This is a genomic window from Streptomyces sp. NPDC048353 (assembly GCF_055587165.1).
Genome location: NZ_JBVJGU010000001.1, coordinates 610,462 through 632,136 on the forward strand (window position 1 = coordinate 610,462; position 21,675 = coordinate 632,136).

The following is a 21,675-nucleotide window of genomic DNA, read 5'->3' on the forward strand; positions in this document are numbered from 1 at the left end:
CGTCAGGCCCCTTCGGCACCGGAGATTCCACTGCGGCAAGCGCTGTCGGCGCTCGCACAGGTCAGACTGTCGTACGAACCGACGCCTATGGCGGCGAAGTTGTCGAGGCTGTCGGTGCCCGGCTCGAAATAGCCCGCGTGGCCGACGGCTCCGGCCGCCGAGAGCAGCCGCGCCCCGAATTCCGGCTCCACCGGGTCCGCGCCGTGCCCGACCCCGCCGAACTCCAGGTGCGGCACGTCCTGGATCCAGTCGTCGGTGTCCCGCATCGCCCAGACCCGGGCCCGGGTGGACAGCTCGGCCACGCTCTGCACCCGCATGCCGGGGCTGCCCGCCACCGCCACGTCCGTCACCCGTTCGGGCAGCCGGGGCGCGGCGACCCCGCACAGGACGGAGCCGTAGCTGTGGCAGAAGAGGCTGACGCGCGAGCTGCCGGGCAGGGCGGTGGCCATGTCCAGGAGGCGGTCGGCCCCGGTCTCGGCGAGCCGGCCGATGGCCGCGTCGATGCCGACGCCGACGGGGGCGGTGTAGTCGGCCCAGGCGATGACGGCGGTACGGGTGCCGGGCGCGGCGCGCCGCTCGGCGGCGTAGAGCGATTCGGCCATGCCGGCGGGGGCCGAGTACTTGCCGTGGCTCTTCTGGAAGGTGAGGAGGTTGGTGTCGACGCCGGGGACGATCACCGAGACCCGCTGCGCCCGGTTCAGATCGCCGAGGACCTCGGCCGTGCGCCCGGAGCCTGCCGGGTCGAAGGCGAGGATCTGCCGGCCCGGCCGCATCAGGGAGGCGAACCGGTGCACCCGGCGCAGGGCTTCGTGGCGGCCGGCCTGGGTGAGCCGGACGTCCTGGACCCTGCCCTGCTCGGCGCTGTGCGCGCGGGAGAGGGCCAGCCGGTTGGCGCGGTAGCGGAGGGTCACGGGAGCGCCGTCGAGGTTGCCGACGACATAAGGGTGGGCGTCGGCGAGCCGGGCGCTCTGGGCGGGGCCGATCGAGGTGAAGAACGCGGCGATCGTACGGGCGGGGGCGGCCGGGTCGGGGAGCGTCCGCAGGCCGATCCTGTCGCGGGCCCAGGAGGCGAGCGCGCTGTCGCGCGGGAGCCGTGGGCCTTGCTGATCACGCAGGGTCGTCCAGCCGGTGGTCGCCAGGAGGACGAACACGACGGCCAGCGCGAGGAGCATGCGCCAGACGGAGAGGGTGGGGGAGGAGTCGAAGGAAGTCACCGCCGCCCACCCTAGGAGACGCGCGGACGGCGCCGTGCCACCGGTGACCGGGATCACACGGACGAGCGAGTTTAGGTGACGCGGTGTGAGCGGGGCGGTACGGGTGGCGCAGCCGCCGGCAGTACGGGAAGCGGCGGGGACACGCTCTCCCGGCCCCGCTCCCTCCTCAAGCGCGCCAGTGCGGCTCCAGTGCCGGCCCCAGGTGGTCCAGGTACCGCTCGGTCAGCGCGCGGATCGCCTCCAGGGTCGGGTCCGTCCCCCGGCCCCACATCTGGGCGGTCACCCGCATGACGCCGCTGAACGCCGCCACCGCGATGCGCGGGCGCGGGTCCGCGTCCACGTCCAGGCCCTCCCGCTCGGCGATCAGGCGGGCGATGCTCTCCTCCATCTCGGTGGAGCGCCGCAGATGGACGGCGAGGAGCGCCGGCGTCGACTCGATCATCTGGAAGGTCCGCAGGTACAGCTCGACGGGTACGACCTCCATGATCGCCTCGCCGATGGTGTCCCAGGAGCCGAGGACGGCGTTGCGCATCGCGTCGAGCGGGCCCTCCTCGGCGGGCCGTTCGGCCAGCGCCCGGACGAAACGCTCCTCCACCATCTGCTGGACGGCGAAGGCGACCTCCTCCTTGGAGGCGAAGTAGCGGAAGAAGGTGCGCTGGGAGACCTCGACCGCGTCCGCGATCTCGTCGACGGTGGTCTGCTCGTACCCCTGCGTCGTGAACAGCTCGAGGGCCACCCGAAGCAGCGCGTTGCGCGTGCGCTGCTTCTTCCGTTCCCGCAGCCCGGAAACCGTCACCGCATGGTCCTCTTTCCGCCACATTTCGTCGCCGCGTGCAGCTCAGGGTACCTGTGAGCTACGTGACAGTTACCGGCGCGTGAATCGCTTTGTCAATTGTCAGTGGCTGACACTAGCCTCGTCGGTATGACTAGTCAGACCACCGTGGAAAAGGCCCCGCAGGGTCAGGGGGGTGGCCGGGACTCCGCGCCGGCCCCGGCGAAGGGACTGCGAGGCCATCCCTGGCTGACCCTGTTCGCCGTCGCCATCGGCGTGATGATGGTGGCCCTCGACGGCACGATCGTCGCCATCGCCAACCCCGCCATCCAGAAGGACCTCGGCGCGACGCTCGCCGACGTCCAGTGGATCACCAACGGCTACCTCCTCGCGCTCGCCGTCGCACTGATCACGGCCGGAAAGCTCGGTGACCGTTTCGGCCACCGTCAGACCTTCCTCATCGGCATCGCCGGCTTCGCCCTCGCCTCCGGTGCGATCGGCATGTCCGACTCGATCGCGCTCGTGATCGGCTTCCGTGTCCTGCAGGGCGTCTTCGGCGCCCTGCTGATGCCGGCCGCGCTCGGGCTGCTCCGCGCCACCTTCCCCGCCGAGAAGCTGAACATGGCGATCGGCATCTGGGGCATGGTCATCGGCGCCTCCACCGCCGGCGGCCCGATCGTCGGCGGTCTGCTCGTGGAGCACGTCAGCTGGCAGTCCGTCTTCTTCATCAACGTGCCGGTGGGCGTCCTCGCGCTCGTCTTCGGCCTGGTGATCCTCAAGGACCACCGCGCCGCGAACGCCCCGCGCTCCTTCGACGTCCTCGGCATCCTGCTGCTCTCGGCGGCGATGGGGTCCCTCATCTGGGGCATCATCAAGGCCGGTGAGTCCTGGGGCTGGGCGAGCGGCAACACCTGGGGCTTCCTGGGCGGCGCGGTCCTGCTCTTCGCGCTCTTCGCCTTCTGGGAGACCAGGGTCAAGGAGCCGCTCATCCCGCTGGCGATGTTCCGCTCCGTCCCGCTGTCGGCCGGTGTGGTGCTGATGGTCCTGATGGCCTTCGCCTTCATGGGCGGCCTGTTCTTCGTGACCTTCTACCTCCAGGGCGTCAAGGGCCTCAGCCCGGTCGACAGCGGTCTGCACCTGCTGCCGCTGACCGCGATGATGATCGTCTCCTCGCCGCTGGCCGGTGTGCTCATCACCAAGTTCGGCCCGCGCATCCCGCTGGTCGGCGGCATGGTCTGCACGGCCGCCGCCATGTTCGGCATGATCACCCTCACGGAGGGGACCGGCACCTTCGCCATGTCCCTCTGGTTCGCCCTCCTCGGCCTGGGCCTCGCGCCGGTCATGGTCGGCGCCACCGAGGTCATCGTGGGCAACGCCCCGCTGGAGCTCTCCGGTGTGGCCGGCGGTCTGCAGCAGGCCGCGATGCAGGTCGGCGGCGCACTCGGTACGGCCGTGCTCGGCGCGGTCATGTCCTCCAAGGTCTCGAGCGCCTTCGAGGAGAACTGGAAGGCGGCCGGGATACCGGTGCCGGCCGACCCCAAGCTGGAGCAGGCCGCCGAGTTCGGCATGGTCCCGCCGGAGCTGGCCAAGGCCCCCGGGGTGACCCCGGACCTGTTCGACACGATCGGCGGCGTCATCCACGACACCTTCATGGAGGGCATGGGCCTGGCCTTCACCGTCGCCGGTGTCGTCGCCGTCGTCGCGGCGCTGGTGGCCATGTTCACCAAGCGCGGCGAGAACGCGGAGGCGGGTGCGGGCGCGGCCCACATCTGATCCGCCCCAACGGCTCCCCTCCGTTCCACCCCGCGGCCCCGTCGGATCCCTCCGGCGGGGCTGTCACCTATCCGGGTGAACCGGCGAGAACCCCCTTCCGGACGGAGGGTGTCATGGTCCACAGTTTTGGTCACAGAGAGTGACGAAAGACGGGGGATCATGGACATGCGTACGAAGACCGTTCTCACGACCGCCGCCCTGGCGGTCGCCGGCCTGCTCACCGCCCTGCCGGCCGCCACGGCGACCGGCTCCCCGGCGACCACCGCCGCTCCCGCGCCCCGGCTCGGCGCCTGCGCTCCGGGGCAGCTCTGCCTCTGGCCCAAGGCCGAATTCCGGGGACGGGCGCTGGCGCACGAGCTGTCGGACACCGACATCGAGAGCTGCGTCCCGCTGCCCGCGGGCGGCACGGCCCAGGCCCTCGCCAACCGCACGGGGCGGCCCGTGACGGTCTACCAGTCGGCGGAGTGCGCGGAGACGGGGGAGTTCGAGACGTACCCGGGCCGGGGGGTCTGGGCGCCCCAGACCCCGTATCAGATCAGAGCCTTCAAGATCTGGGAGCGTTAGCGGCGGCCGCCGGACCGGCAGGCTGCCCGGGCAGCGTGGCCGAGCCGGTCGGCTGTCCGGCCACGGCGGCCGCTCCGGGGGTCCGGCCGGGAGCGGCGGGCGACGAGAGGCGGGCGACCTCCGCGCGCAGCTCCTTCACCTCATGGGTCAGGGCTTCGAGCAGCTCCGTCTGCCGGCGCTCGGCCGCGTCGTCCCGCTCGAAGCGGGAGATGAACCAGGTGGCGATGTTGGCGGTGACCACACCCAGCAGGGCGATCCCCGACAGCATCAGACCCACCGCGAGGACGCGGCCCAGGCCGGTGGTGGGGGCGTGATCGCCGTAGCCGACCGTCGTCATCGTGGTGAACGACCACCACACCGCGTCGCCCAGTGTCTTGATGTTGCCGTCGGGCGCCGTACGCTCCACGTGCAGCACGGCCAGCGAGCCGAACATCAGCAGCCCGACCACCGCGCCCGCCACGTACACGGTGAGCGTGATCTGCGGGGCCATCCGGGCCCGCCGGCCCACGAGGAGGAGCGTCGAGACCACCCGCAGCAGCCGCAGCGGCTGCACCAGCGGCAGCAGGACCGCCAGTAGATCGAGGGGGTGACGGCGGACGAACGGCCACTTGGCCGGTGCCAGGGCGAACCGCACGACGTAGTCCACGGCGAACGCCCCCCACACCGCCCACTCGACGTATCCGCATAGCCGGTGCACCCGGGGGTCGGCGTCGGGCGTCACGATCGGCACGGCGTAGGCGACACCGAAGGCGACGGCGAGCCCCAGCAGCGCGGTCCGGGTGCGCGCTTCCCAGCGCAGCTGTGGGGTGGGTTCCTTCATGCCAGGCATCGTAGGGAACGCCGAAGGGCGGCGGGACCACCAGCCCCACCGCCCCTCACCAGGTGGTACGCGTCAGGCGTCGCCGCCCGCGGCGCCCGGGTCCGCCGCGGAGACGTCGAGCAGCTGGTAGCGGTCCACGGCCTGCTTCAGCACCGACCGGTCGACCTTGCCCTCACGGGCCAGTTCGGTGAGGACGGCGAGCACGATCGACTGGGCGTCGATGTGGAAGAAGCGACGGGCAGCGCCACGGGTGTCGGCGAAGCCGAAGCCGTCCGCGCCGAGCGAGGTGTACGTCCCCGGCACCCAGCGGGCGATCTGGTCCGGCACCGAGCGCATCCAGTCGGAGACGGCCACGAACGGCCCCTGGGACCCGGACAGCTTCCGCGTCACGTACGGGACGCGCTGCTCCTCCTCCGGGTGGAGAAGGTTGTGGCGGTCGACGTCCACGGCCTCGCGGCGCAGCTCGTTCCACGACGTCGCCGACCAGACGTCCGCCCGGACGTTCCACTCCTCGGCGAGGATCCGCTGCGCCTCGATCGCCCACGGCACCGCGACGCCGGAGGCCATGATCTGCGCGGGCAGCTCGCCGGACTCGCCCGCCTTGAAGCGGTAGATGCCCTTGAGGATGCCCTCGGCGTCCACGTTCTCGGGCTCCGACGGGTGCTGGATCGGCTCGTTGTAAACGGTCAGGTAGTAGAAGACGTCCTCGGCGTCGGGGCCGTACATCCTCTTCAGGCCGTCCTGGACGATGTGCGCGATCTCGAAGCCGAAGGCCGGGTCGTAGGCGACACAGCCCGGGTTGGTCGAGGCGAGCAGCTGCGAGTGGCCGTCCGCGTGCTGGAGGCCCTCGCCCGTCAGGGTCGTCCGGCCGGCGGTGGCGCCCAGCACGAAGCCGCGGGCCAGCTGGTCGGCCATCTGCCAGAACTGGTCGCCGGTCCGCTGGAAACCGAACATCGAATAGAAGACGTAGACCGGGATCAGCGGCTCGCCGTGCGTGGCGTACGCCGAGCCCGCCGCGATCAGCGAGGCCGTGCAGCCGGCCTCCGAGATGCCGTCGTGCAGCATCTGGCCCGTCGGCGACTCCTTGTACGCGAGCAGCAGCTCGCGGTCCACGGCCTCGTACTGCTGCCCCAGCGGGTTGTAGATCTTGGCGCTCGGGAAGAACGAGTCCATGCCGAAGGTGCGGTACTCGTCCGGGGCGATCAGCACGAACCGCTTGCCGATCTCCTTGTCCCGCATCAGGTCCTTGAGCAGCCGGACGAACGCCATCGTGGTGGCGATCGACTGCTGCCCGGAGCCCTTCTTCACCGCCGCGTAGGTCTTGTCCTCGGGGAGGTTCAGCGGCTGCGCGCGCACGACCCGGGTCGGCACGTAGCCGCCCAGCGCCTTGCGGCGGTCGTGCATGTACTGGATCTCCTCGGACTTCGGCCCGGGGTGGTAGTACGGCGGGGCGCCGTCCTCCAGCTGCTTGTCCGTGATCGGGATGTGCAGCCGGTCGCGGAAGCGCTTCAGGTCGTCGACCGTCAGCTTCTTCATCTGGTGCGTGGCGTTGCGGCCCTCGAAGTTCGGACCCAGCGTCCAGCCCTTGACGGTCTGTGCCAGGACCACGGTCGGCTGGCCCTTGTGGGCCTTGGCCGCCGCGAAGGCGGCGAAGATCTTCTTGTGGTCGTGCCCGCCGCGGCCCAGGTGCAGGATCTGGTGGTCGGTCATGTTCTCGACCATCGAGCGCAGCCGCTGGTCGTCGCCGAAGAAGTGCTCGCGGATGTAGGCGCCGGTCTCCGTCGCGTACGTCTGGAACTGTCCGTCCGGCGTCGAGTTCAGCCGGTTCACCAGGATGCCGTCGCGGTCCTGGGCGAGCAGCGGGTCCCAGGAGCGGTCCCAGACGAGCTTGATGACGTTCCAGCCGGCGCCGCGGAACTGCGACTCCAGCTCCTGGATGATCTTGCCGTTGCCGCGCACCGGGCCGTCGAGCCGCTGCAGGTTGCAGTTCACGACGAAGGTGAGGTTGTCCAGGCCCTCACGGGCGGCGATGGACAGCTGGCCCAGCGACTCCGGCTCATCCATCTCGCCGTCGCCGAGGAAGGCCCACACGTGCGACTTGGAGGTGTCGGCGATGCCGCGCGCCTCCATGTAGCGGTTCATCCGCGCCTGGTAGATGGCGCCGAGCGGGCCGAGGCCCATCGAGACGGTCGGGAACTCCCAGAAGTCCGGCATCAGCCGCGGGTGCGGATAGGAGGAGAGACCGTTCGGGAACTTCGACTTCTCCTGGCGGAACGCGTCGAGCTGCGTCTCGGTCAGCCGGTCGAGCAGGTACGCGCGGGCGTAGATACCGGGGGAGGCGTGCCCCTGGAAGAAGATCTGGTCGCCGCCGTCGCCCTCGTCCTTGCCCCGGAAGAAGTGGTTGAAGCCGACGTCGTACAGCGAGGCGGAGGAGGCGAACGTGGCGATGTGGCCGCCGACGCCGATCCCCGGCCGCTGGGCGCGCGAGACCATCACGGCCGCGTTCCAGCGGGTCGCGTTGAGGACCTTGCGCTCGATCTCCTCGTTGCCGGGGAAGAACGGCTCGTCCTTCGTGGCGATGGTGTTGACGTAGTCCGTGCTGCGCATCTCCGGCACGGCCACGCGCTTCTCGCGGGCCCGCTCGATCAGACGGAGCATGAGGTAGCGGGCTCGCTCACGGCCCCGCTCGTCGACTGCGGCATCGAGGGAATCGAGCCATTCCTGGGTCTCCTCCGGATCGAAGTCCGGGACCTGGCTGGGAAGGCCGCCAATGATGATCGGATTGCGATCGGATCCGGAAGCCACGCTGTTCCTTCGCTGTTCGGTGGAGCCCACAGGAGGCCGGGGTGTCCATCGTGTACCCCGTCAGTGTCAAACGTCATCTCTACCGAGGGGTAACCCCCGAGGGGCGCCTGGTTGGGTCAAATCGCAACCTTACGCCCAACCCGCGCATGCGTTTCGTCCGCACGTTCGGCAGACTGAAACCGCGGAAGACCATAAACCGGTACGAAGCGTGTGTCCTCTATTACGGAGCGGAGTGGAATCGGGTCGGAGGTTTCGGCGAGACGGCCCCAAACGTCACCGTTTCGGCGGTCTCGACGGCCGGGTACTTGCGCGATCCGCCCAGCCCGTGTGGACTACGGCCAGCGCCGCGCGTACGCGCGTGGCCGAAGCATTTTCCGATACATGATCAGGAGGCAAGCCGTGAGCGCGACCGCGGACCACGCGGAGGAGCGGACCAACCCGGCAGCGAGGCTGGGGTTCGAGCCCGGACAGGTGGTCCAGGAGATCGGTTACGACGACGACGTCGACTTCGATCTCCGCGAAGGCATCGAGTCCATCATCGGGTCGGACCTCGCTGACGAGGACTACGACGACGTCGCCGACGCCGTCGTGCTCTGGTTCCGCGACGAGGACGGAGACCTGACGGACTCCCTGGTCGATGCCATCGGCCTGCTGGAGGACGGCGGGGTCGTTTGGCTCCTGACTCCGAAGACGGGCCGAGACGGCTACGTCGAGCCGAGCGACATCAGCGATGCCGCGCAGACCGCCGGCTTCTCCCAGACCAAGAGCATCAGCGTCGCCAAGGACTGGTCGGGCAGCCGACTGGTGGCACCCAAGCGCTGACCCCAAGCAGCAGGAGCCCCCGCCGACCCAGTCGGCGGGGGCTCTGTGCGTGCGCCCCCCGAGGGCCGCCCTAAGCTGTTCTCACCTGTTCGGTCCAGTGAAGGTCCACGAGGTCCACAAGGTCCAGCGGAAGGGACGCGTACGCATGGCGATCGAGGTCGGCACCCAGGCCCCGGAGTTCGAGCTCAAGGACAACCACGGCCGCACCGTGAGGCTCTCCGACTACCGCGGGGAGAAGAACGTGGTGCTGCTCTTCTACCCCTTCGCCTTCACCGGGGTCTGCACCGGCGAGCTGTGCGAGCTGCGCGACAACCTGCCGAAGTTCGTCAACGACGACACCCAGCTCCTCGCCGTCTCCAACGACTCCATCCACACCCTGCGCGTCTTCGCCGAGCAGGAGGGCCTCGAATACCCCCTGCTCTCCGACTTCTGGAAGCACGGCGAGGCCTCGCGCGCCTACGGCGTCTTCGACGAGGCGAAGGGCTGCGCCGTGCGCGGCACCTTCATCATCGACAAGGAGGGCGTCGTCCGCTGGACCGTCGTCAACGCCCTTCCGGACGCCCGCGACCTCGACGACTACCTCAAGGCGCTCGACACTCTCTGAGGATCAGGGCGAATCGTCTGTCTCGGCCGGGAACCCGTCACTAGGATCCAGACGTTGATCCGATGCCAACGCACGACGGGGGCGCTGCCCCTGGAAACCAATGGAGGGACTCGTGGGAGTCAGCCTCAGCAAGGGCGGCAACGTCTCGCTGACCAAGGAGGCCCCTGGCCTGACCGCCGTCATCGTCGGTCTGGGCTGGGACGTCCGCACCACCACCGGGACGGACTTCGACCTCGACGCCAGCGCCATTCTGGTCAGCGCGGAGGGCAAGGTCCGCAACGACCAGGACTTCGTGTTCTTCAACAACCTGAAGAGCGCCGACGGCTCCGTCGAGCACACCGGTGACAACCTCACCGGCGAGGGCGAGGGTGACGACGAGCAGGTCAAGGTCAACCTCGCCACCGTGCCCGACGACGTCGCCAAGATCGTCTTCCCGGTGTCGATCTACGACGCCGAGAACCGCCAGCAGTCCTTCGGTCAGGTGCGCAACGCGTTCATCCGCGTCGTGAACCAGGCCGGCGGCGCGGAGATCGCCCGGTACGACCTGTCCGAGGACGCCTCGACCGAGACCGCCATGGTCTTCGGCGAGCTCTACCGCAACGGCGCGGAGTGGAAGTTCCGCGCCGTCGGCCAGGGGTATGCCTCGGGTCTGCGCGGCATCGCGCAGGACTTCGGCGTCAACGTCTGAGCCACGCGACACTGAACCGTCCGGCGCCGCACCTCTCGTGCGGCGCCGGACGTGCCTCATCACCAGCACCACTAGCACCACCAGCACCACCAGCACCGTCGGCCACACCCGCATGACCAGCCACACGCGCACGACGAGCACCACCCGCACCACCAGCCGTAGCAGCGGTACTCACCGGGGAGGAACACATCATGGGCGTCACGCTCGCCAAGGGAGGCAACGTCTCCCTCTCGAAGGCCGCACCGAATCTCACCCAGGTGCTGATCGGCCTCGGCTGGGACGCGCGATCCACCACCGGGGCGGACTTCGACCTCGACGCCAGCGCCCTGCTGTGCCAGTCGGGGCGCGTGCTCGGCGACGAGTACTTCGTCTTCTACAACAACCTCACGAGCCCCGAAGGCTCTGTCGAACACACGGGGGACAACCTCACCGGAGAGGGTGACGGCGACGACGAGTCGCTGATCGTCGACCTCGTCAAGGTGCCGGCCCACTGCGACAAGATCATCTTCCCCGTGTCGATCCACGACGCCGACAACCGCGGCCAGACCTTCGGCCAGGTCAGCAACGCCTTCATCCGCGTCGTGAACCAGGCGGACGGCCAGGAACTCGCCCGCTACGACCTCTCCGAGGACGCCTCCACCGAGACGGCGATGATCTTCGGCGAGCTCTACCGGTACGGCGGTGAATGGAAGTTCCGAGCGGTGGGGCAGGGGTACGCGTCCGGGCTCCGGGGCATCGCTCTAGACTTCGGGGTCAACGTTTCGTAAAGCCGCGTAATTACACGATGAGGTAGACAGTGGTACTGAAAACCTTCGGCTGGTCGTTCGCCGTCACGGCGCTCGGACTGGTCGCAGCGGTGCTCTTCGGGGGGTGGGAAGCGCTCGGGGTCGTCGCGATCCTGTGCATCCTCGAGATCTCGCTCTCCTTCGACAACGCGGTGGTCAACGCCGGAATCCTGAAGAAGATGAGCCCCTTCTGGCAGAAGATCTTCCTCACGATCGGCATCCTGATCGCCGTCTTCGGCATGCGGCTGGTCTTCCCCGTGGTGATCGTCGCGATCAGCGCCAAGATCGGCCCCATCGAGGCCGTCGATCTCGCGCTCAACGACGCCGAGCGCTACGAACAGCTGGTGACCGACGCGCACCCGTCGATCGCGGCCTTCGGTGGGATGTTCCTCCTGATGATCTTCCTCGACTTCATCTTCGAGGACCGTGACATCAAGTGGCTCGGCTGGCTGGAGCGCCCGCTCGCCAAGCTCGGCAAGGTCGACATGCTGTCGGTCTGCGTCGCCCTGATCGTCCTGGCCATCAGCGCCATGACCTTCGCGACCCAGGCACACCAGCACGGCGGTACGCACGTCGACAAGGCCTCGACCGTCCTGCTCTCCGGCGTCTTCGGCCTCATCACGTACCTCGTCGTCGGCGGTCTCTCCGGCTTCTTCGAGAACAAGCTCGAGGAGGAGGAAGAGCGCGAGCACGAGGCCGAGGAGGAGGCCAAGCGGTCCGGCAAGCAGGTCTCGGCCGTGCAGCTCGCCGGCAAGGCCGCCTTCTTCATGTTCCTCTACCTCGAGGTCCTCGACGCGTCGTTCTCCTTCGACGGCGTCATCGGCGCCTTCGCCATCACCAACGACATCGTCCTCATGGCGCTCGGCCTCGGCGTCGGCGCCATGTACGTCCGGTCGCTCACGGTCTACCTGGTCCGCCAGGGCACCCTCGACGACTACGTCTACCTGGAGCACGGCGCCCACTACGCCATCGGCGCGCTCGCGGTGATCCTCATGGTCACCATCCGCTACCAGATCAGCGAGCTCATCACCGGCTCCATCGGCGTCATCCTGATCGCCTGGTCCTTCTGGTCCTCCGTCCGCCGCAACAAGGCCCTCGCGGCGGCCGAGGGAAGCTCCGGCTCCTCCGGAGACAAGACAGAGGTGCCGTCCGGGGTGTGACACCCCCGCGCGCGAGGAACGCTTCACCGAGGGGCGGCCGGTGCACCCGGCCGCCCCTCGGCGTGTCATAGGTTTTCGAGTGGGGGGTGGGGCGCATGGGCTTCTGGGACGGCCTTTTTCCGGGGCGGGCCGCGCAGTTCGATTCGGGCAACGCCGCCAGCAACACCATCGACCTGACCAGACGGCGCCCGGCGGTCTCCCTGACCAAACAGGGCGCCGCCACCGGCAACCTGCGCGTCAACCTCTCCTGGCGGATGCGCACCTCCGACATAGAAGGCCGCTCACGCCAGAGCGGCCAACTGCTCCGGCACCCCTCGAAGCTCTTCAAGCCCGAGGTCGTCCAGGCGCACACCCAGAGCATGGTCAACGTCGACCTGGACCTCGGCTGCATGTACGAGCTGGCGGACGGCAGCAGGGGCGTGGTGCAGCCGCTCGGCAACTTCTTCGGCTCCCTGAACGCGCCGCCGTATGTGAACCTGAGCGGCGACGACCGGTTCGGCGGCTCGTCCGGCGAGACGATCTTCGTCAACCTCGACCACCGGGACGAGATCAAGCGCCTGCTGTTCTTCGTCTACATCTACGACCAGACGCCCGCCTTCGACCGTACGCACGCCAAGGTGACGCTCTACCCCAGCAACGGCCCGCGGATCGAGATCGAACTCGACGAGCGGGCCCCCCAGGCCCGCTCCTGCGCGGTGTTCACCGTCGAGAAGGTCAAGGACGAGCTGGTCGTCCGCCGTGAGGTGAAGTTCGTGTACGGCTTCCAGGCGGAACTGGACCGGCTGTACGGCTGGGGCCTGCAGTGGGGGCGCGGCTACAAGACCAAGGCGTAGCGGGTGCGGTTCCGGCCGGACCGCTTACGGGCGTACGAACTGCGGGCCCATCGGAGGCAGCCGGAAGTTCGGGTCCGGAGCGGGCGCGGCGGCCGCGGCGGGCTGGGGATAGCCGTAGCCGGGCTGCGCCGAGGACGGCTGGGCATGCGGCTGGGGCTGGGCGTACGGCTGGGGATAGCCGTAGGCGGGCTGCGGGTAGCCGTAGGCCGGGGGGTTGGCCGGCTGCGGCGGTACGACCGGCGGTGCCGGCGCCGTCACGGGCGCGTGGACGACGGTCGCGTCCAGGTCGAGGTCCAGGTCCGGGTCGGGGCCGAGGTCCAGATCCGGGGCGGCGGGCGTGTTCCGGCCGCCCTGGGGGCGCGGGGCCCCGCCGTCGTTCGCACGGTCGCCGGACCCGGAGGCGCCCTCCTCCGCGGCCTCGTCCACCGAGATCCCGAAGTCGGTGGCCAGGCCGACGAGCCCGGTCGGATAGCCCTGCCCCACGGCCCGGAACTTCCAGGCGTCCCCGCGCCGGTACAGCTCGCCGCAGATGATCGCCGTCTCCTCGCCCGTCTCCGCCGTCACGTCGAACAGTGCCAGCGGCTCCCGGTCCGGCGCCCCCGCGTCGTAGAGCAGGATCCGCAGGTCGGAGACGCTCCGGAAGGTGTCGCCGTCCGAGGAGGCCGCGATCACCACCTGGTCGACGGACGGGTCGAGCCGGCCGAGATCGGCCTCGACGGTGTCGGTCAGCCCCTCGGCGACCCGCTTCTTGGGCAGCCGCCGCACCAGCCCCGAGGGGTGGCGCGGCTGGTTGTAGAAGACGAAGTCCTCGTCGGACCGCACGCGTCCGTTCGTGCCGAGCAGCAGGGCCGAGGCGTCCACGTCAGGGACCCCGGGGCCCGGGGTCCAGCGGAGCACGGCCCGTACGGCCGCGGTGTCGAGAGGGACGTTGGAGCCCTTCAGCATCGCGTGCGTCATGACGGTCATCCTGCCTGCTGGGCGGGCCCGCGGACAACGCGGGGGGCGCGGCGAGCCGGGCGAGACCGATCGGATGCGGACGAGTTACCTGGATTTCATGATGGGAGGGAACTACGGACACCCGCACCTACGTACTATTACCGGCCACATGTCATCAGGGCCCGCAAAGGCAGTCGGGGGAGTTACATGCGTCATTTCGGGCACATCCCGTCCGCTTCGCGGGCCGGGCTGTTCCACCAGGAGCCGGCCGAGTTCACGGCCGACTCACCCGCGAGCACGCTCGCCGTGGCCCTGGGTGCCACGCTGTACAGCCCGGCCACCCGGCCGCGGCTCGCCGACGACGTCCGCAAACAGGCCGCGCGCGGGGTCGTCTCCATGGTGCTGTGCCTGGAGGACTCGATCGCCGACACGGATGTGGAGGCCGCCGAGTCCAACCTGGTCAGCCAGTTCGCCGACCTCGCGACGGGCGTGTCGCCCGCCGCCACGCGGGCCGCCGCCGACACGGCCCGCACGGCGGGCGAGGACCCTGCGACCCGGCCGGACCCCGGCGCGGGTACGGGCCCCGGCGGGGCTACCGGCCCCGGCGCGGGCACGGCCTCCGGCGCGGGCACGGCCCCCGGCGCCGGCGGGGTCGCGGATGTGCCCCTGCTCTTCATCCGGGTCCGTGAGCCCCGCCAGATCACCGATCTGGTCGCCCGGCTCGGCGACCACGTGCGCCTGCTCACCGGCTTCGTCCTGCCCAAGTTCGACGAGTGTCGCGGCCGCGCCTTCCTGGAGGCCCTCGCCGAGGCGGAGAGGGCCTGCGGACGGCGACTTTTCGCCATGCCCGTCCTGGAGTCCCCCGAGCTGCTCCACCTGGAGACCCGGGCCGCGACCCTCGCCGGCATCGCCGCGATCGTCGACAAGTACCGCGACCGGGTCCTCGCGCTCCGGCTCGGCGTCACCGACTTCTGCTCCGCCTACGGACTGCGCCGCTCGCCCGACATGACGGCGTACGACGTCAAGATCGTCGCGCACGTCATCGCCGACGTCGTCAACGTCCTCGGCCGTTCCGACGGCAGCGGCTTCACCATCACCGGCCCGGTCTGGGAGTACTTCCGGCCCGGCGAGCGCATGTTCAAGCCACAGCTGCGCCGCAGCCCCTTCCTGGAGGGCAGCGCCGAGGACCTCCGTACCGCGCTCATCGAGCACGACCTCGACGGGCTGCTGCGCGAGATCGAACTCGACCGGGCCAACGGCCTCCTCGGCAAGACCTGCATCCACCCCACCCACGTGGTGCCCGTGCACGCGCTCTCCGTCGTCAGTCACGAGGAGTTCAGCGACGCCCAGGACATCCTCCGCCCCGAGCGGTGTGCCGGCGGGGTGATGCGTTCCGCGTATACGAACAAGATGAACGAAGTGAAGCCGCACCGCGCCTGGGCGGAACGGACCCTGCTGCGCGCCGAGGTCTTCGGCGTCGCCCGCGAGGACGTCGGCTTCGTGGATCTGCTGACCGCCGGACTGGCCGGCTGACGAAGGGTGATCGACAACGTGGTGTGGTCGGGTACATGGGTCGCCGAGCGACTCGGTGTCGAACTGGTCGGCGACGAGACGCTCCCGGGACTGCTGGGCCTCGCACTGCGCCGCAACCCCAAGCGGGCGCACCTCCTCGTCTCCCACGTGCTGGGCAAGCACATACCCCAGCGCCCGACGGTGGTGTACGGCTCGGGCGTCGCCCTCGGCGAGCGGGTCCGCGACCTCCTGGGCGGCGAGGAGGCCGGGCGGGCCGTCGTCGTCGGCTACGCCGAGACCGCGACCGCCCTCGGCCACGCGGTCGCCGACGGGCTGGGCTCCGCGCCGTACCTGCACTCCACCCGGCGTCCGGTGGACGGGGTCGCGCGGGCCGGCGGCTTCGAGGAGTCCCACTCGCACGCCACCTCGCACCTCCTCCTCCCCGAGGACCCCAAGCTGCTGGCGGGTGACGGGCCGCTGGTCCTCGTCGACGACGAGTTCTCCACCGGCAACACCGTCCTCAACACCATCCGCGACCTGCACGAGCGCTACCCCCGCGACCGCTACGTGGTCGTCGCCCTCGTGGACATGCGCGGGCCCGCCGACCACGACCGCCTGCGCGCCTTCGCGGAGGAGATCGGCGCCCGCGTCGACCTCGTGGCCGGAGCGGCGGGGACGGTACGCCTCCCCGAGGGCGTCCTGGAGCGGGGCCAGGCCCTGGTGGCGGAGTACGACACGGAGCCGGCCCCGGCCCCCGGGCCGCCGCTCGGCGCCCCGCCCGTACGGGTCGAGCTGGGCTGGCCCGAGGGCCTCCCGGACGGCGGCCGCCACGGCTTCACCGCCTCCCACGCCCTGGCCCTGACGGCGGCTCTGCCGGCCATGACCCGACGCCTGGCGACGGCCCTCACGGCAGGGGCGGGGGCGGCTTCCGCAGCCCCGTCCGCACCGGGGGCGGCCTCCGGGGCCCCGTCCGTACCCATCGCGGCCTCCGGAACCCCGTCCGCATCCGGCCGGGTCCTCGTCCTCGGCTTCGAGGAGCTGATGTACGCCCCGCTGCGGCTCGCCGTCGAGCTGGAGCGCGCCGGATTCGACATCGCGTACTCCACCACCACCCGCTCGCCGGTCCTCGCCGTCGACGACCCCGGCTACGCCATCCGCACCCGTCTCGTCTTCCCCGCCCACGACAGGCCCGCCGACGGCCCCGGCCGGCGGTACGCCTACAACGTCGCGGGCGCCGGCTTCGACGCGGTCGTGGCCGTCGTCGACTCCGCCGCCGACACGCCCGAGCTGCACGCCCCGGACGGCCTCCTGGCCCAGCTCGCCGCGCACATTCCGCACGTGGTCCTCGCCGTCGTCCCGACCTACACGTGCGCCGCTCCCCCAGAAAGGGCCTCCATGCTGCCCGAGCCCCTCCGCGGCCCCGCCTTCTCCTCGTACGCACCCGAGGAGGTCGGCTGGCTGCTCCAGGACCTCTCGGACGTCGAGCTGGAGGCCCCGACCGAGGAGCGGGAGGAGGCCATCCAGAGCGGCGGCGCCCACTACGCCGAGTCGCTGCCGGTGGAGTACCAGCCCACCGCGCAGTACCAGGAGCTGTTCCACGCGGCCCTGGAGACCTCCGCGACCCGCATCGCCCGCGCCGTCGGCACGGTCACCGAGACCGTCCTCGCCGAGCGCTCCGGCCGGGGCAGCGGCACGCCGGTGCTCGTCTCCCTCGCCCGCGCCGGGACCCCCGTCGGCGTCCTGATGCGCCGCTGGGCCCAGGCCCGGCACGGTCTCGACCTGCCCCACTACGCCGTCTCCATCGTGCGCGGGCGCGGCATCGACGCCAACGCGCTGCGCTGGCTCGCCGCCCACCACGACCCCGCCGACGTCGTCTTCGTCGACGGCTGGACCGGCAAGGGCGCCATCACCCGCGAACTCGCCGAGGCCCTGCGGGACTTCCCCGGATTCGACCCGGAGATCGCGGTCCTCGCCGACCCCGGCTCCTGTGTGCGCACCTACGGCACCCGCGAGGACTTCCTCATCCCCTCCGCCTGCCTCAACTCCACCGTCTCCGGCCTCATATCGCGTACGGTCCTCCGCGCCGACCTGGTCGGACCCGACGACTTCCACGGCGGGAAGTACTACCGCGAGCTGGCCGGCGCCGATGTGTCGAACGACTTCCTCGACGCCGTCGCCGCCCGCTTCGACGAGGTCGGCGACGCCGTCGACACCGACGTCAAGGAGCTGCTCTCCGCCGACCGGACCCCGACCTGGGAAGGCTGGGCGGCCGTCGAGCGGATCAGCGAGGAGTACGGCATCCACGACGTCAACCTGGTCAAGCCGGGCGTCGGCGAGACGACCCGGGTCCTGCTGCGCCGCGTCCCCTGGAAGATCCTCGCCCAGCGCGGCGCGGGCGCCGACCTCGCCCACGTCCGGCTCCTCGCCGAACAGCGCGGGGTGCCGGTCGAGGAGGTCGACGACCTCCCGTACACCTGTGTCGGACTGATCCACCCCCAGTACACGCGTGGCGCCACGGGCGCCGACGGGAAGGCGGTGGTCTCCCAGTGAGCACCGAGACCGTGATGGTCGCCAGCGACCTCGACCGTACGCTGATCTACTCCGCGGCCGCCCTCGCCCTCGGCATGCCCGACGCGCAGGCGCCCCGCCTTCTCAGCATCGAGGTCCACGAGTCCAAGCCGCTGTCGTACCTCACCGAGGACGCGGCCGTGCTGCTGGCGGAGGTGTCCGCGGAGGCCGTCTTCGTCCCCACCACGACCCGCACCCGCAAGCAGTACCAGCGCATCCAACTCCCCGGCCCCGCGCCGAAGTATGCCATCTGCGCCAACGGCGGCCATCTCCTCGTCGACGGCGTGACCGACCTCGACTGGCACGAGAGCGTGCTGCGCCGCCTCGCCGACGAGTGCGCGCCGCTCGCCGAGATCCGCGCCTACTTCACCGCCACCACCGACCTGTCCTGGGTGCGCAAGCACCGGGTCGCCGAGGACCTCTTCGCGTACCTCGTCGTCGAGCGGGAGCGGCTGCCCGAGGAGTGGCTGAAGCGGTTCGGCGACTGGGCCGGGGACCGGGGCTGGACGGTCTCCTTGCAGGGTCGCAAGGTGTACGCCGTACCGAAGCCGCTCACCAAGAGCGCGGCGATGCGGGAGGTCGCCCGCCGGTCCGGCGCCGCCCTGACCCTGGCGGCCGGGGATTCCCTCCTCGACGCCGACCTGCTGCTCGCCGCCGACCGCGCCTGGCGCCCCGGCCACGGCGAACTCGCCGACACGGGCTGGACCGCCCCGCACGTGGAGGTGCTCGCCGAACGGGGCGTGGCGGCGGGCGAGGAGATCCTGCGCCGCTTCCTGACGACGATCCGCGCCCACCGCGCGGCACGGCTGCCCGGCGGCGGGATCACGGAGACGATCACCGGCATCGCGGGGGTTGCGGGGACTACGGGCACGACAGGCGCTACGGGTCTCGCGGGGCCGGCCGGAGCCGGTCTCACGGGGGTGGCCGGAGGTGCGGCGGACGCCGCGACCGGCGTGGGGGGACCCGTACCGGAATGAGGTGCCCCGCCCGAAGCCGCCGACGCTGAGGCGCCCACCCACCCGACCGGCGGTCAGCCGCAGCAGCCCCCACCGCAGCATCCGCCACCGCCACCACCGGCGGGGGCGGGGCCGCCGCCGGTCGCGGTGCCGCCGACGGCGACGGCGGAGAGCAGCTTGACCGTGTCGTCGTGCCCCTCGGGGCAGGCGGCGGGGGCGGAGGAGTCGGCCATGGGCCGGCTGAGTTCGAAGGTGTCGCCACACGTCCGGCAGCGGTATTCGTATCGAGGCATACGGACAGGCTAACGGCCGCCGCCGCCACCGCCCCGTTCCTCGCGGATGAGTTCGACGACCCGGGCGGCGGTGGCGCGGACGGCCTCCAGCTCGGTGAGGAAGTGCCAGTAGTCCGGGTGGCGGCCGTTGTCGAGGGCGGCGACGGCCCGGTCGAGGCGGGCGACGCCGTCGTCGAGGGGCCGGGCGTGGCGGGGGTCGGGGGTGGTGCGGCCGGCCATGGCGAGGCGCTGCGCGTCGCGTACGGCGAAGCGGGCGCGGTCGATCTCGTGCTGCGGGTCCTTGGCGACGGCGTCGAGACGGCGCAGCCGGTCGCCCGCGGCGGAGACGGCCTCGTCGGTCTGGTTGAGCAGGGCGCGGGCGGTGGCCAGCAGGCTGGTGGCGTCGGGCCAGCGCTGCTCGGCGCGGGCCGCGGCGGCCTCCTCCAGCCTCTCCTCGGCTTGGCGGAGGCTGTCGGCCGCCTGGTCGGGAACGTGCTGCAGGTCCTGCCAGCAGGCGGCGGAGAAACGGCGCCGCAGCTCGGAGAGGACGGGCTCGACGCCCCCGGCCCGGGTGGTGAGCGCCTGGGCGCGCGTACGGAGGGAGACGAGGCGCTTGTCGGTCTCGGCGGCGCGCTCGGGCAACCGCTCCGCCTCGGACCGTACGGCCTCGGCGTCCCGCAGGACGCGGTCGGCGCGCTGGAGGGTGGCGGGGACGCCGTGCCGGCCGGCGCCTTCGTTGAGCTTGGTGAGGTCGGGGCCGAGGGCGGCGAGCCGGGCCGCGAGGTCGTCGGCGCGCAGGCCCGCCTCGCGGGCCGTGTCGAGAGCGGTGCTCGCGGAGCGAAGGGCCTGTCGGGCCCGCTCGACGGCGGGGGCGAGCCGGGCGAGCTGCGTCTCGGCGGTGTCGAGCAGCGGCCCGAGCCCCTGCTCGAAGCGGTCCAGCTCGCCCTTGACCCGGAGGAGCTCGTCCTTGGCGCGGGTCAGCTCGGCGCGGGCCCGGCTCGCGGTCGCCGCGTCCAGCTCGTCCCGGTCGAGGTCGTGGGCGTCGACGGCGGTGATGTAGGCGAGGCTGGCCTCGTCGATCCGCCGTCCGAGCGCGGCGAAGCCCTCGACGGCGCGGCGGGCACCGGGCGAATCGTCGACGGCGGTGATCGTCTCGATGGAGATGCGCAGGTCACGCTGGGCGGTGTCGAGTTCGTAGAACGCGGCGGCGGCGGCATCCTTGGCGGCCTGGGCTTCGGCCCGCTGGCTCTCGCCACGCCCGCCGAACCAGCGGCGGGTCCCGCCACCGGCGAACGAGGCGGGAAGGAGGGCGAGCCCGAGAAGCGGAAGCGCGAACGCGAGCCCCAGGCCGCAGGGGCGCCGCGGGGACGCCGAAGCGCTCGCCCCGCCCCTCGCGTGAGTCGCCGCCACGTCCCTCTCCCGTGCTGTGATCGCCGCGCTGCCCGGTCCGGTTCATTCTCCCACCAGGTAAGGACGAACACACGAACCCTTTAGTTCGCGCTGCGCACGACGATTTCCCCGTTGTCGCTGCGAGCGGTCACGACACGGTCGGCGCCCTTGGTGCTCGGCACGTCGATCCGGACCTCGCCGTTGTCGGCGCGGCCGTCGACGTCGTACGTCCCCTTCGGCAGGGCGATGTCGATCTCCCCGTTGTCGCTGGTGGCCTCCAGGCGGGCCGGCGGGGCACTGAGCGCGAGGCGCACGGCCCCGTTGTCGCTCCGGGCGACGACGCGCTGCGAGGTGGTGCCGCCCTCGACGACGACCTCGCCGTTGCCGCTGGACAGATCGAGGGCGCCGGAGGCGTTCCGCACGAGGACGGCGCCGTTATCGGACCGTACGGTCAGGGCGGTGTCGAAGCCGTCGGCGGTGACCTGCCCGTTGTCGTCCTCGACGGTGAGGGCGACGCCGCGCGGCACCTGGATGCGGTGCACGGAGTCGCAGTCACTGGCCACGGCGTCACAGTCGACCCGCAGGGTCAGCCGCTCGCCCTCCATCCGCCACGACGCCTCGGGCCCCGACCCCATGAACACCCATCCGTCGACCTGCCGGCTGACGCGCACGTCCTCTATGTCGGCGGGCACGATCTCCAGCTCGGAGTTGTCGGCGTCGATGGTGAGCGTCTCCCCGGAGAACGCGAAGCTCTTCTTCTCGACGGGCGCCCCCTCGACATCGGCACCCCCACACCCGGAGACCCCGAGGGCGACGACGACGGCTCCACCGGCGACGAGGAACGTACGGATACGACGACGAGCGGCCATGACGATCGAACCCCCTGGTGACACGCTGACTGTCCCCTCACGGTACGCACCGACCCCCCACCCCCACGATCCGGCGACCCACCGCCCCGGGGTAGGGCTACCCCCCCGCCCCCGTATCGGTTTGCGGGACCCACCCATGGGCCATGTACGCTGTTGCCTCATTCCACGGGTGCGTAGCTCAGGGGTAGAGCGCTGCTCTTACAAAGCAGATGTCGGCGGTTCGAAACCGTCCGCGCCCACCAGCAGGTAGATAGGCAAAGGCTCAGGTCACCGGTACTGAACCGGGAGCCTGGGCCCTGTTCGTTCTCCAGCCGGGAAGGCGACTACGGGGCG

Annotated in this window: 18 protein-coding genes, 1 tRNA gene and 1 pseudogene; 12 read left to right on the forward strand and 8 right to left on the reverse strand. The window is 71.1% G+C overall.

The features are described 5' to 3' along the window. Nucleotides 1-2: 2 nt before the first annotated feature. Together ACZ6RC_RS02650 and ACZ6RC_RS02655 are read right to left on the reverse strand one after the other, a co-directional pair. On the reverse strand, nt 3-1,214 hold the full coding sequence (locus ACZ6RC_RS02650; protein WP_469578834.1) for an alpha/beta hydrolase: 1,212 nt from the start codon (nt 1,212-1,214) through the stop codon (nt 3-5). Nucleotides 1,215-1,380: 166 nt separating this feature from the next. Continuing rightward, nucleotides 1,381-2,034: a TetR/AcrR family transcriptional regulator gene (locus tag ACZ6RC_RS02655; protein WP_469578836.1), complete on the reverse strand. Its 654-nt coding sequence runs from the start codon at nt 2,032-2,034 to the stop codon at nt 1,381-1,383. A gap of 231 nt (nt 2,035-2,265) precedes the next feature. Between ACZ6RC_RS02655 and ACZ6RC_RS02660 the strand changes: the two genes are divergently transcribed. Next, nucleotides 2,266-3,759: an MFS transporter gene (locus tag ACZ6RC_RS02660; protein ID WP_469579414.1), complete on the forward strand. Its 1,494-nt coding sequence runs from the start codon at nt 2,266-2,268 to the stop codon at nt 3,757-3,759. A 165-nt stretch (nt 3,760-3,924) separates the two neighbouring features. Further along, nucleotides 3,925-4,323 (forward strand): peptidase inhibitor family I36 protein, encoded by a 399-nt coding sequence (locus ACZ6RC_RS02665; protein WP_469578838.1) that lies wholly within the window; start codon nt 3,925-3,927, stop codon nt 4,321-4,323. Here the strand turns inward: ACZ6RC_RS02665 and ACZ6RC_RS02670 are convergent. Together ACZ6RC_RS02670 and aceE are read right to left on the reverse strand one after the other, a co-directional pair. Further along, nucleotides 4,304-5,143, reverse strand: coding sequence for a potassium channel family protein (locus ACZ6RC_RS02670; RefSeq protein ID WP_469578840.1), 840 nt, complete (start codon nt 5,141-5,143; stop codon nt 4,304-4,306). The two genes, ACZ6RC_RS02665 and ACZ6RC_RS02670, sit on opposite strands and share 20 nt — an antisense overlap. 72 nt (nt 5,144-5,215) lie before the next feature. Then, entirely contained in the window at nt 5,216-7,948 is a 2,733-nt protein-coding gene (gene aceE, locus ACZ6RC_RS02675) for a pyruvate dehydrogenase (acetyl-transferring), homodimeric type (protein ID WP_391141143.1), read from the reverse strand. A 399-nt stretch (nt 7,949-8,347) separates the two neighbouring features. On the opposite strand from aceE, the gene ACZ6RC_RS02680 reads away from it, so the two are divergent. The 6 genes from ACZ6RC_RS02680 (at nt 8,348) to ACZ6RC_RS02705 (ending at nt 12,840) form a co-directional block, all read left to right on the forward strand. After that, entirely contained in the window at nt 8,348-8,770 is a 423-nt protein-coding gene (locus tag ACZ6RC_RS02680; RefSeq protein ID WP_137989507.1) for a DUF3052 domain-containing protein, read from the forward strand. A 145-nt stretch (nt 8,771-8,915) separates the two neighbouring features. Then, nucleotides 8,916-9,374: a peroxiredoxin gene (locus ACZ6RC_RS02685; RefSeq protein WP_391141141.1), complete on the forward strand. Its 459-nt coding sequence runs from the start codon at nt 8,916-8,918 to the stop codon at nt 9,372-9,374. 112 nt (nt 9,375-9,486) lie between these two features. Beyond that, on the forward strand, nt 9,487-10,062 hold the full coding sequence (locus ACZ6RC_RS02690; RefSeq protein ID WP_391141139.1) for a TerD family protein: 576 nt from the start codon (nt 9,487-9,489) through the stop codon (nt 10,060-10,062). A gap of 191 nt (nt 10,063-10,253) precedes the next feature. Further along, nucleotides 10,254-10,829 (forward strand): TerD family protein, encoded by a 576-nt coding sequence (locus ACZ6RC_RS02695; protein WP_391141136.1) that lies wholly within the window; start codon nt 10,254-10,256, stop codon nt 10,827-10,829. A 29-nt stretch (nt 10,830-10,858) separates the two neighbouring features. Then, nucleotides 10,859-12,007 carry a DUF475 domain-containing protein gene (locus ACZ6RC_RS02700; protein ID WP_391141133.1) on the forward strand — a complete coding sequence of 383 codons (1,149 nt, stop codon included), beginning with the start codon at nt 10,859-10,861 and terminating at the stop codon, nt 12,005-12,007. Between the two features lie 95 nt (nt 12,008-12,102). Further along, nucleotides 12,103-12,840, forward strand: coding sequence for a TerD family protein (locus ACZ6RC_RS02705; protein WP_391141130.1), 738 nt, complete (start codon nt 12,103-12,105; stop codon nt 12,838-12,840). A 24-nt stretch (nt 12,841-12,864) separates the two neighbouring features. On the opposite strand, the gene ACZ6RC_RS02710 is transcribed toward ACZ6RC_RS02705, so the two are convergent. Further along, complete coding sequence (locus ACZ6RC_RS02710) at nt 12,865-13,806, reverse strand: TerD family protein (protein ID WP_391141127.1); 942 nt, start codon at nt 13,804-13,806, stop codon at nt 12,865-12,867. Between the two features lie 177 nt (nt 13,807-13,983). Between ACZ6RC_RS02710 and ACZ6RC_RS02715 the strand changes: the two genes are divergently transcribed. From ACZ6RC_RS02715 to ACZ6RC_RS02725, 3 genes and pseudogenes are all read left to right on the forward strand, one after another. After that, nucleotides 13,984-15,309: an HpcH/HpaI aldolase/citrate lyase family protein gene (locus tag ACZ6RC_RS02715; protein ID WP_469578845.1), complete on the forward strand. Its 1,326-nt coding sequence runs from the start codon at nt 13,984-13,986 to the stop codon at nt 15,307-15,309. A 6-nt stretch (nt 15,310-15,315) separates the two neighbouring features. Continuing rightward, complete coding sequence (locus ACZ6RC_RS02720; protein ID WP_469578846.1) at nt 15,316-17,838, forward strand: phosphoribosyltransferase; 2,523 nt, start codon at nt 15,316-15,318, stop codon at nt 17,836-17,838. Between the two features lie 14 nt (nt 17,839-17,852). Beyond that, nucleotides 17,853-18,644 (forward strand): annotated as a pseudogene (locus tag ACZ6RC_RS02725) (HAD family hydrolase); the annotation flags it as partial. 242 nt (nt 18,645-18,886) lie between these two features. On the opposite strand, the gene ACZ6RC_RS02730 reads toward ACZ6RC_RS02725, so the two are convergent. The 3 genes from ACZ6RC_RS02730 to ACZ6RC_RS02740 all read right to left on the reverse strand — a co-directional run bounded on the left by ACZ6RC_RS02730 (nt 18,887) and on the right by ACZ6RC_RS02740 (nt 21,342). Continuing rightward, nucleotides 18,887-19,105 (reverse strand): FmdB family zinc ribbon protein, encoded by a 219-nt coding sequence (locus ACZ6RC_RS02730; RefSeq protein ID WP_391141119.1) that lies wholly within the window; start codon nt 19,103-19,105, stop codon nt 18,887-18,889. Between the two features lie 9 nt (nt 19,106-19,114). Then, on the reverse strand, nt 19,115-20,494 hold the full coding sequence (locus ACZ6RC_RS02735; protein WP_391141117.1) for an efflux RND transporter periplasmic adaptor subunit: 1,380 nt from the start codon (nt 20,492-20,494) through the stop codon (nt 19,115-19,117). Between the two features lie 80 nt (nt 20,495-20,574). Continuing rightward, a complete protein-coding gene (locus ACZ6RC_RS02740) occupies nt 20,575-21,342 on the reverse strand; it encodes a DUF4097 family beta strand repeat-containing protein (protein ID WP_469578848.1) in 768 nt (255 codons plus the stop codon). Nucleotides 21,343-21,509: 167 nt separating this feature from the next. On the opposite strand from ACZ6RC_RS02740, the gene ACZ6RC_RS02745 reads away from it, so the two are divergent. Further along, nucleotides 21,510-21,584 (forward strand) — tRNA-Val (locus tag ACZ6RC_RS02745). Nucleotides 21,585-21,675 lie beyond the last annotated feature (91 nt).

Excerpts from the sequence above, each read along its gene's own strand:
- ACZ6RC_RS02655 (WP_469578836.1), bottom strand. The coding sequence starts at position 2,034 with ATGTGGCGGAAAGAGGACCATGCGGTGACGGTTTCCGGGCTGCGGGAA.
- ACZ6RC_RS02660 (WP_469579414.1), top strand. The coding sequence starts at position 2,266 with ATGATGGTGGCCCTCGACGGCACGATCGTCGCCATCGCCAACCCCGCC.
- ACZ6RC_RS02665 (WP_469578838.1), top strand. The coding sequence starts at position 3,925 with ATGCGTACGAAGACCGTTCTCACGACCGCCGCCCTGGCGGTCGCCGGC.
- ACZ6RC_RS02670 (WP_469578840.1), bottom strand. The coding sequence starts at position 5,143 with ATGAAGGAACCCACCCCACAGCTGCGCTGGGAAGCGCGCACCCGGACC.
- ACZ6RC_RS02685 (WP_391141141.1), top strand. The coding sequence starts at position 8,916 with ATGGCGATCGAGGTCGGCACCCAGGCCCCGGAGTTCGAGCTCAAGGAC.
- ACZ6RC_RS02695 (WP_391141136.1), top strand. The coding sequence starts at position 10,254 with ATGGGCGTCACGCTCGCCAAGGGAGGCAACGTCTCCCTCTCGAAGGCC.
- ACZ6RC_RS02705 (WP_391141130.1), top strand. The coding sequence starts at position 12,103 with ATGGGCTTCTGGGACGGCCTTTTTCCGGGGCGGGCCGCGCAGTTCGAT.
- ACZ6RC_RS02710 (WP_391141127.1), bottom strand. The coding sequence starts at position 13,806 with ATGACCGTCATGACGCACGCGATGCTGAAGGGCTCCAACGTCCCTCTC.
- ACZ6RC_RS02715 (WP_469578845.1), top strand. The coding sequence starts at position 13,984 with ATGCGTCATTTCGGGCACATCCCGTCCGCTTCGCGGGCCGGGCTGTTC.
- ACZ6RC_RS02730 (WP_391141119.1), bottom strand. The coding sequence starts at position 19,105 with ATGCCTCGATACGAATACCGCTGCCGGACGTGTGGCGACACCTTCGAA.
- ACZ6RC_RS02740 (WP_469578848.1), bottom strand. The coding sequence starts at position 21,342 with ATGGCCGCTCGTCGTCGTATCCGTACGTTCCTCGTCGCCGGTGGAGCC.